3 protein-coding genes are annotated in these 9,340 nt (G+C 76.8%); all 3 read right to left on the bottom strand.

Features of this window, described 5'->3' with window-relative positions; genetic code table 11:
• Window positions 1-1,911, bottom strand: a 1,911-nt coding sequence (locus ACTIDRAF_RS0214415; protein ID WP_425359125.1) for a type I polyketide synthase, incomplete at its 3' end; no start/stop codon positions are given.
• A 98-nt stretch (window positions 1,912-2,009) separates the two neighbouring features.
• Window positions 2,010-8,258, bottom strand: a complete 6,249-nt coding sequence (locus ACTIDRAF_RS28925) for a type I polyketide synthase (protein ID WP_016699441.1) — start codon at window positions 8,256-8,258, stop codon at window positions 2,010-2,012.
• Window positions 8,259-8,274: 16 nt separating this feature from the next.
• On the bottom strand, window positions 8,275-9,340 hold a 1,066-nt coding region (locus tag ACTIDRAF_RS28920; protein WP_039787386.1), incomplete at its 5' end, for a beta-ketoacyl reductase.

Raw genomic sequence — 9,340 nt, 5'->3', positions numbered from 1 at the left:
CAGCGCGTGCAGGGCGGTCTCCACCGCGAACAACGCCGGCTGGGCGTGACCGGTCCGGTCGATGCGGGCGGCGTCGCCGTCGGTGCCGTCGCCGAGGACGAGGTCGCGGACGGAGAACCCGACTTCCGGTTCCAGGGTCGCGCAGACCTCGTCGAGGGCGGCGGCGTAGGCCGGGTACGCGGTGTACAGGCCTCGGCCCAGGCCGGGGCGTTGGGTGCCCTGCCCGCCGAAGAGGACCGCCAGCCGGCCGGGGCGGGTCGGGCGGGGGGCGGTGACGTCGGCGAGACCGGTCAGCAGGTCGGCGCGGTCCCTCCCGAGCACGACCGCCCGGTGGTCGAGGCTGGCGCGGGTGGTGGCGAGCGAGTGGCCGAGGTCGGCGGGGTGGGCGCCGGCCCGCAGCAGGGCGGCGACGTCACGGGCCTGGTTCGGCACGGCCTCCGGGCTCCGGGCGGAGAGCACCAGGGGGGTGAGGGGCCCCCGGACCCGGCCCGGTTCCGCGTGCGGCGGGGTGGCGGGTGCCTGCTCGAGGATGACGTGCGCGTTGGTGCCGCTGATCCCGAAGGAGGACACGGCGGCCCGGCGCGGCCGGTCCCGTTCGGGCCAGGGGGTGTCCTCGGTGGTGAGGGTGACCGCGCCGGAGGTCCAGTCCACGTGGGAGGTGGGCCGGTCGACGTGGAGGGTGCGGGGCAGCACTCCCCGGCCGAGGGCGAGGGCCATCTTCAGGACGCCGGCGACGCCGGCGGCCGCCTGGGTGTGGCCGAGGTTCGACTTGACCGACCCCAACAGCAGCGGGGTGTCCCGCTGCTGCCCGTAGGTGGCGAGCAACGCCTGGGCCTCGATCGGGTCGCCGAGGGCGGTGCCCGTGCCGTGGGCCTCGACGGCGTCGACGTCGGCGGGTTCGAGCCCGGCGGCCGCCAGCGCCGCGCGGATCATGCGCTGTTGGGCTGGGCCGTTGGGGGCGGTCAGGCCGTGGGAGGCGCCGTCGGAGTTGACGGCGGTGGCGCGGACCACGGCGAGGATCCGGCGGCGGTGGCGGAGGGCGTCGGAGAGCCGTTCCACGAGCAGCAGTCCGGCGCCTTCGGACCAGGCGGTGCCGTCGGCGGCGTCGGCGAAGGACTTGCAGCGCCCGTCGGGGGCGAGGCCGCGTTGCCTGGCGAACTCGATGAACAGGTGCGGCGAGGTGAGGACGGTGGCGCCGCCGACGAGGGCGAGGTCGCTCTCCCCCGACCGGAGGGATCGGGCGGCCAGGTGCAGGGCGACCAGCGAGGAGGAACACGCGGTGTCGACGGACAGGGCGGGGCCTTCGAGGCCGAGCGTGTAGGCCAGGCGCCCGGAGGCGACGCTGGTGGTGTTCCCGGCGAGCAGGTAGCCCTCGACCTCGGGGAGGCCGTGGCGGGCGTCCCGGTCGTAGTCCTGTCCGGACACGCCGACGAACACCCCGGTCGGGGTGCCGCGCAGCGACCGGGGGTCGATGCGGGCGTGTTCGACGGCGCGCCAGGCGGTTTCCAGCAGGACCCGTTGCTGGGGGTCCATCGCCAGTGCCTCGCGGGGCGAGATGTCGAACAGGGCGGCGTCGAACAGGGCGGCGTCGGTGAGGAACCCGCCCCGGTCCACGTAGGTGCGGCCGGAGGCGGCCGGGTCGGCGTCGAAGAGGGTGTCCAGGTCCCACCCCCGGTCGGTGGGGAAGGGCCCGACGACGTCGCGGCCCTCGGCCAGCAGCCGCCACAGGTCCTCCGGGGAGTCGACGCCGCCGGGGAAGCGGCAGGCGGCGCCGATGACCGCGATGGGCTCCGCCTCGGCCTCGTCCCGGACGCGCAGCCGGTGGGTCAGGCGCTCGTTCTCCTTGAGCGACGCCCGCAGCGCTTCGACGAGCCGCTCGTCAGCCTCCGCCATTCCGCGTCTCCTCCGCAGGGGTCGAGCTGTCCAGCAGCACGCTAGGTCGGGGTGGGGGGTGGACCAATGGCACGCGTCCACCCCGGGGGCATTGCCGGCGCACTCGGCCCACCAGGTCAGTCGCCGGCGCCGGCCAGTGCCCGGCGGATCAGTTCGTCCGGGTCGAGGGAGTCCAGTTCGGACTCGCCCGGCTCCGCCGGCGGTGCCGGGGTGCCGGGGCCGGTGTCCTGGTCGGCGGTGGACGGCCGCAGGGTGCCGAGCAGGTGGTCGGCCAGCGCCTGGGGTGTCGGGTGGTCGAAGACGGCGGTGGCGGTGAGGCGGACACCGGTGGCGCGGGCCAGCCTGTTGCGCAGTTCGACGGCGGTGAGCGAGTCGAAGCCCAGGTCGCCGAAGCCCTGGTCGGCTCGGATGTCGGCGGGGTCGCCGTGCCCGAGGACGCTGGCGGTGTGTTCCCGCACCACGTCCAGCACGGCGGCGCCGGCCCGGGCCGCCGGGAGCGCCGCGAGGCGGTCGGCGAGGGCGGCCGGCGCGGTGTCGCCCTCGGTGGCGGCCCGGCGGGTGGGCCGCACCAGGCTGGCCAGCGGTGGGGGCACCGGCCGGGCGGCCACGGTGGCGAGGTCGAGGCGCAGCGGCAGGCACCGGGGTTCGGCGGTGGCGACGGCGTGGTCGAACAGTTCCAGGCCCTCGGCCCGGCCCAGCGGGAGCAGGCCGTCGCGGCGCATGCGGGCCCGGTCGGCGGCGGTGAGGCCGACGGTGATGCCCGCCTGCTGCTCCCACAGCCCCCACGCCAGTGCGGTGGCGGGCAGGCCGTGGGCGTGGCGGTGCGCGGCCAGGCCGTCCAGGACGGCGTTGGCGGCGGCGTAGTTGCCCTGGCCGGGGCCGCCAAGGACCCCGGCGGCTGAGGAGAACAGGGCGAACAGCGCGAGGTCGCTGGTCAGTTCGTGCAGGTGCAGCGCCGCGTCGGCCTTGGGCCGCAGCACCCGGTCGAGCTGGTCAGGGGTGAGGGAGCCGATCACCGCGTCGTCGACGACGGCGGCGGTGTGGACGACGCCGGTGAGGGGGTGTTCGGGGGGTACGGAGGCGAGCGCCTCGGCGAGGGCGTCCCGGTCGCCGACGTCGCACGCCAGGACGCGGACCCGGGCACCGGCGGCGGTGAGGTCCTCGGTGAGGGCGGCGGCGCCGGGGGCGTCGGGCCCGCGTCGGGACAGCAGCAGCAGGTGCCGCACCCCGTGGACGGCGACGAGGTGGCGGGCCACCAGCGCGCCGAGGTCACCGGTTCCCCCGGTGACGAGGACGGTGCCGTCGGGGTCGGGACGTCGCGGCAGGGTCAGCACCACCTTGCCGGTGTGGTGGCCCTCGCGGATGTGCCGGAACGCCTCAACGGCCCGGTGCACGTCCCAGGTGGTCACCGGCAGCGGTGCGAGCGCGCCCCGGTCGAACAGCTCGCGCAGCGCGGTGAACATCCGCTGGATGTGGTCGGGGCCGGCGTCGAGGACGTCGAAGGCCCGGTAGTGGACGCCGGGGTGGTCCCGGGTGACGGTGGCGTCGTCGCGGATGTCGACCTTGCCCATCTCCAGGAACCGGCCACCGGGGCGCAGCAGCCGCAGGGAGGCGTCGACGAACTCCCCGGACAGCGAGTTGAGCACGACGTCGACCCCGCCGGCGAAGGCGTCCTCGAACTCGAGGGTGCGGGAGGAGGCGGTGCGTTCCTCGGGGATCCCGTTCGCGCGCAGGGCGTCCCACTTGCGGGGGTGCGCGGTGCCGTGGACGGTGGCGCCGAGGTGGTGGGCGAGTTGGGTGGCGGCCATGCCGACGCCGCCGGCGGCGGCGTGGACCAGCACCGCCTCACCCGGGGCGAGCTCGGCGAGGTCGACCAGGGCGTGGTAGGCGGTGAGGAAGACCAGTGGCATCCCGGCGGCCTGCTCGAAGGTCCAGTGGGCGGGGAACCGGGTGAGCAGGCGGCGGTCGGCGACGGCGACGGGCCCGAAGCCGCCGAACACCAGCCCGGTCACCGGGTCGCCGGGGCGGAGGTCGGTGACTCCGGGGCCGACCTCGCGGACGACGCCGGCGGCCTCGCCGCCCAACATCCCGGTGACGCTGGGGAACAGGCCGAGGACGGTGAAGACGTCGCGGAAGTTCACGCCGGCCGCCCGGACGTCGAGGCGGACCTGCCCGGCTCCCAGCGGGGCGTCGAGCGCCTCGGGGCAGGGGTCGATCCGCAGGTTCTCCACGGTGCCGGTGCCGCTCGTGCCCAGCCGCCACGCCGGCTCCCCCGGTGGTGGCGCGAGGAGCCCGCCGGAGGTGAACCGGGTGATCCGGGCGGCGAGCAGCCGGCCCTCCCGCACGGCGAGCTGGGGTTCGCCGGTGGCGAGGGCGCGGCGCAGCGCGCCGGGGAGGTCCCGGGTGGTGGCGGTCGTGGTGTCGACGTCGACGAGGACGAGCCGGCCGGGGTGCTCGGACTGGGCGGAGCGGACGAGGCCACCGACGGCGGCCCCGGCCAGGTCGGGGACGTCCTCGCCGGGTGCGGTGGACACCGCGCCGGTGGTGAGCACGACCAGGCGGGTCCCGTCGTCGGTGGCCACCCAGTCCCGCAGGGTGGTGAGGGCGGCGGCGGTGGCGGCCCGCACGTCACCGGCCGGGGGTGACCACACCCGCACCTGGGCGTCGGTGGCCTCCCCCGGTCCGAGGCCGAACCGGTCCTCCCCCAGCGGTGCCCACCGGGCGGTGTCCTCCTCGGCTCCGCTGACCGGGGTCCAGTCGGGGCGCAGCAGGTGTTCGAGCACGGCGGAATCCCGGGCGGCGGGTCGGCCGTCCAGCCGCCGCACGGTCAGCGCGGCGATCTCGGCGACGGGCGCGCCCCCGGCGTCGGCGAGGACGAGGCGCACCGTCTCCCCGCCGAGGTGGGTCACCCGCACCCGCAGGGTGCGGGCGCCGGTGGCGTGGACGCGGACGCCGGCGAAGGAGAAGGGGACGAACGCCGCGTCGGCGGGCAGGAACCCGGTGAGCCGCAGGGTGTGCAGGGCGGCGTCGAGCAGCGCGGGGTGCACCCCGAAGCCGTCGGGTTCGGCCGGAGCGGGCAGGGTGATCTCGGCGAACACCACGTCGTCCCGGCGCCAGGCCGCGCGCAGCCCCCGGAAGGCGGGTCCGTAGTCCACGCCGACGGCCCGCAGGCTGGTGTAGACGTCGCCGGTGGCCAGGGCCTGCGCGCCGCTGGGGGGCCAGTCGGTGAGCGGGTCCGGTGCGGCGCCGCCGTCGGTGAGGGTGCCGCTGGCGTGTTCGGTCCAGGTGCCGCCCGGGTGGTCGGGGCGGGAGCGCACGGAGACGGTGGCGGGCGCACCGGGGGTGGCGACCACGCGGATCCGGACGGCGCCGTGGTCGGGCAGTTCCAGCGGGCGGTGGACGACGAACTCCTCCAGGGTGGTGGCGCCGATCTCGTCGCCCGCGCGGACGGCGAGGTCGACCAGGGCGGTGCCGGGCACCAGCACCCGGCCCTGGACCCGGTGGTCGACGAGCCAGGGCTGGTCGGTCCGGGACAGCCGTCCGGTGAGCAGGACACCGCCGTCGGGCAGGTCGACGGCCGCGCCGGCCAGGGGGTGGCCGGTGGTGTCCTGCCCGAGCGCGGCGGCTCCGGCGGCGGCGGGGACGCCCAACCAGTACGGGGAGTGCTGGAAGGAGTAGGTGGGCAGGTCGACGGGGGTGCCGCCGAGTTCGGTGCACAGCGGGGTGAGGCTGACGTCGTGGCCCCGGGCGACGAGCCGGCCCAGGCCGGCCACCACCGAGCGGGTCTCGGGGGTGTCGCGGCGCAGCAGGGCGACGGCCGCGCCGCCGGGGCGGCGGAGGGTGTCGGTGACCATCGCGGTGAGCACGCCACCCGGGCCCAGTTCCACGAAGGTGGTGGTGCCGCGTCGTTCGGCGGCGGCCACGCAGTCGGCGAAGCGCACGGTTCCCCGGGCGTGGTCGGCCCAGTAGTCGGGGGAGGCGGCCTGGTCGGCGGTCAGGGGGGCGGCGGTGCGGTTGGACAGCACCGGGATCGACGGTTCCCGGGCCGTGGTGCCGGCGACGACGGCGCGGAACTCGTCGAGCACCGGCTCCACCAGTGCCGAGTGGAACGCGTGGGACACCCGCAGTTCCCTGGTCCTGGTGCCGCGCCGCGCCCAGCGGGCGGCGTGGGCGCGGACCTCGGTGGCGTCGCCGGAGATCACCACGGAGGCGGGGCCGTTGACGGCGGCGACGCTGACGGCGCTGCCCGCCACCTCGGCCGCCACCTCGGCCTCGGGGGCGGCGATCGCGGCCATCGCCCCGCCGCGGGGCAGCGCGGCCATGAGGCGGGCCCTGGCGGCCACGACACGGCAGGCGTCGGGCAGGTCCCACACCCCGGCGACGTGGGCGGCGGCGAGTTCGCCGACGGAGTGCCCGATCAGGACGTCGGGGCGGACGCCCCAGGACTCCAGCAGTCGGAAGAGGGCGACCTCGACCGCGAACAGCGCCGCCTGGGCGTGGCCGGTGTCGTCGAGCCGGTCGTCGTCGGTGTCGGCGAGCACCAGGTCGGCCAGTGGGGTCGTCTCCCCCAGGTGGCGGTCCAGTTCGGCGCAGACCTCGTCGAAGACCTCGGCGTAGCGGGGGTGGGCGGCGCGCAGCTCGCGTCCCATGCCCGGGTGTTGCGCGCCCTGCCCGGTGAAGGTGAAGGCGAGGCCACCGCCGTGGCCGTGCTCCCCGGCGTCCGCCGGCAGGGACCGGAGTTCGTCGAGCCCACCGGTGACGACCACGCGGTGCGGGAGCAGCGCGCGGCGGGTGGCCAGGGTCAGGCCAACGTCGGCCGGGCGGAGTTCGGGGTGGGCGGTGAGGAAGTCCGCCAGGTTCGCCGCCTGGGCGCGCAGCGCCGGCGGGTTCGGGGCGGACAGCAGCCAGGGCACGGCGGGCGGGGTGGGTCCTGCGGTGGGGTCGCCGGCGGCCACCCCGGGCGGGGATGCGGGTGCGGGTTCGGGTTCGGGGGCCGCTTCGAGGACGACGTGGGCGTTGGTGCCGCTCATGCCGAACCCGGACACGGCGGCGCGGCGCGGCCCGGGGCCGGCGGGCCAGGGCCGGGCCTGGGTGAGCAGTTCGACCCGGCCGGCGGTCCAGTCGACCTCGGGTGTCGGGGTGTCGACGTGCAGGGTGCGGGGCAGTGCGCCGTGCCGGAGGGCGCCGAGGACCTTGATGATCCCGGCCATCCCGGCCGCGCCCTGGGCGTGGCCGATGTTGGACTTGACCGAGCCCAGCCACACGGGGGTGTCGCGGTCCTGCCCGTAGGTCGACAGCAGCGCCTGCGCCTCGATGGGGTCGCCCAGTCGGGTGCCGGTACCGTGCGCCTCCACGAGGTCCACGTCGGAGGGTTGGAGTCCGGCGTCGGCGAGGGCGGCGCGGATGACCCGCTGCTGGGCGGGTCCGTTCGGGGTGGTGAGTCCGCTGGAGGCGCCGTCGGAGTTGACGGCCGTCCCCCGGATGAGGCCGAGCACGGGCAGCCCGGCCCGCTGGGCCTCCGAGAGGGGGGCGAGCAGCAGGACCCCGGCCCCTTCGCTGAACCCGGCGCCGTCGGCGGCGGCGGAGAACGCCTTGCACCGGCCGTCCGGGGCGAGGCCCCGCTGCCGGGCGAACTCCACGAACACCGCCGGTTCGGCGATGACGGCGACCCCGGCGGCCAGGGCCAGCCGGCACTCGCCGGCGCGGAGGGCGCGGGTCGCGAGGTGCAGGGCCACCAGGGAGGAGGAGCAGGCGGTGTCGACGGTGAGCGCGGGGCCCTCGAACCCGTAGGCGAAGGACAACCGCCCGGAGACGACGCTGCCGGCCTTCCCCGTGCCCAGGTGCCCCTCCAGGTCGTGGGGCACCCCGGCGTGGCGGGCCCCGTACTCGGTGGCGCTGATGCCGGTGTAGACGCCGACCGGCTCGCCGCGCAGGCCGTCGGGGGCGATGCCGGCGCGTTCGAGGGCCTCCCAGGTCAGTTCCAGCAGGATGCGCTGTTGCGGGTCCATCGCCAGCGCCTCGCGGGGGGAGATGCCGAACAGGTCGGCGTCGAAGCCGGCGACGTCGGTCAGGAACCCGCCCCGGCGGGTGGTGATGCCGCCCCGTGTCTCCGGGTCCTCGCTGTACAGGCCCTCGATGTCCCAGTGCCGGTCGGTGGGGAAGTCCCCGGTGGCGTCCCGTCCCTGGGCGACGAGGTCCCACAGCGCCTCCGGGGAGTCGGCTCCTCCGGGGTAGCGGCAGCTGGCGGCGACGATGGCGACGGGTTCCCGGCCCGGGTCCTCGGGCCGCGCGGCGAGCTGGGCCCGCGCCTGGCGCAGTTCCAGGGTCACCTTGTTCAGCAGCCGCCGCATGCGGTCGTCGGTCACGTCCTGCCTCCGTTCCTCAGGAGATGCCGAACTCGGCGTCGAGCAGCGCGATCAGTTCGTCGTCGCTGGCCGACTCGATGTCCGCCCCGCCTGCCCCGGGTGCGCCGTCGAGGCCGAGTTCGGCCAGCACGTGCCGGGTGAGCGCGTCCGGGGTGGGGTGGTCGAACGCGGCGGTGGCGGGCAGTCGGAGCCCGGTGGCGGTGTTGACGTCGTTGCGGAGCCGGACCGAGGCCAGGGAGTCGAACCCCTGCTCGCGGAATCCGCGCCCCGGGTCGACGGAGTCCAGTTCGCCGTGCTGGAGGACGGCGGCGGTGATGTCGAGGACGAGGTCGCGCACGATGCGGTGCCGGGTGGCGGGGTCGGCGGCCCGCAGCCGGGGGAGCAGCTCGGCGGCTCCGCTGGTGTCCTGGGTGTGGGGCAGCAGGTCCCGCAGCAGCGGGGGCGGGGTGGGGCCGGCGACGGCCGCCCAGTCCAGGTCGGCGACGACGGTGTCGGCGGGGGTGTCGAGGATCCGCCGCAGGGTCGCCAACGCGAGGTCGGGGTCCAGGTCCCGGACGCCGGGGCGGCGGCCGTGGTCGCCGTCGGTGGCCCAGTGGCCCCAGGCGACGGAGGTGGCGGGCAGGCCCTGGGCGCGGCGGCTGGCGGCGAGGGCGTCGAGGACGGCGTGCCCGGGGGCGTAGCCGCCCTGCCCGGCCGCGCCGAGGGTGCCGCCGACCGAGGAGAACAGGACGAAGGCGTCCACCTCGTGGTCACGGGTCACCCGGTCGAGGGCGGTGGCGGTCGTGACCCTGGAGCGCAGCACGCGGGTGAGCTGGGCGTCGGTGAGGTCGGCGAGCAACGCGTCGTCGAGGACCCCGGCGGTGTGCACCACCACGCGGGGGGTCTCCTCGGCGAGCGCGGCCCGCAGGGCGTCCTCGTCGGCCGGGTCGCAGGGGACGGGGTGGACGGCGGCGGGCAGGTCCTCGGGTGGGGGTGTGCCCGGGTCGGTCAGCAGGAGCACGCGCGGGGCGCCCAGGGCGGCCAGCCAGTCGGCGACGAGGCGGCCGGTGGGGCCCTCTCCCCCGGTGACCACGGCGGTGCCC

Source organism: Actinoalloteichus spitiensis RMV-1378, from assembly GCF_000239155.1.
Classification (GTDB): domain Bacteria; phylum Actinomycetota; class Actinomycetes; order Mycobacteriales; family Pseudonocardiaceae; genus Actinoalloteichus_B; species Actinoalloteichus_B spitiensis.
Note: the sequence above shows the minus strand (reverse complement) of the source record. Positions and strands in the feature narration are given on the sequence as shown.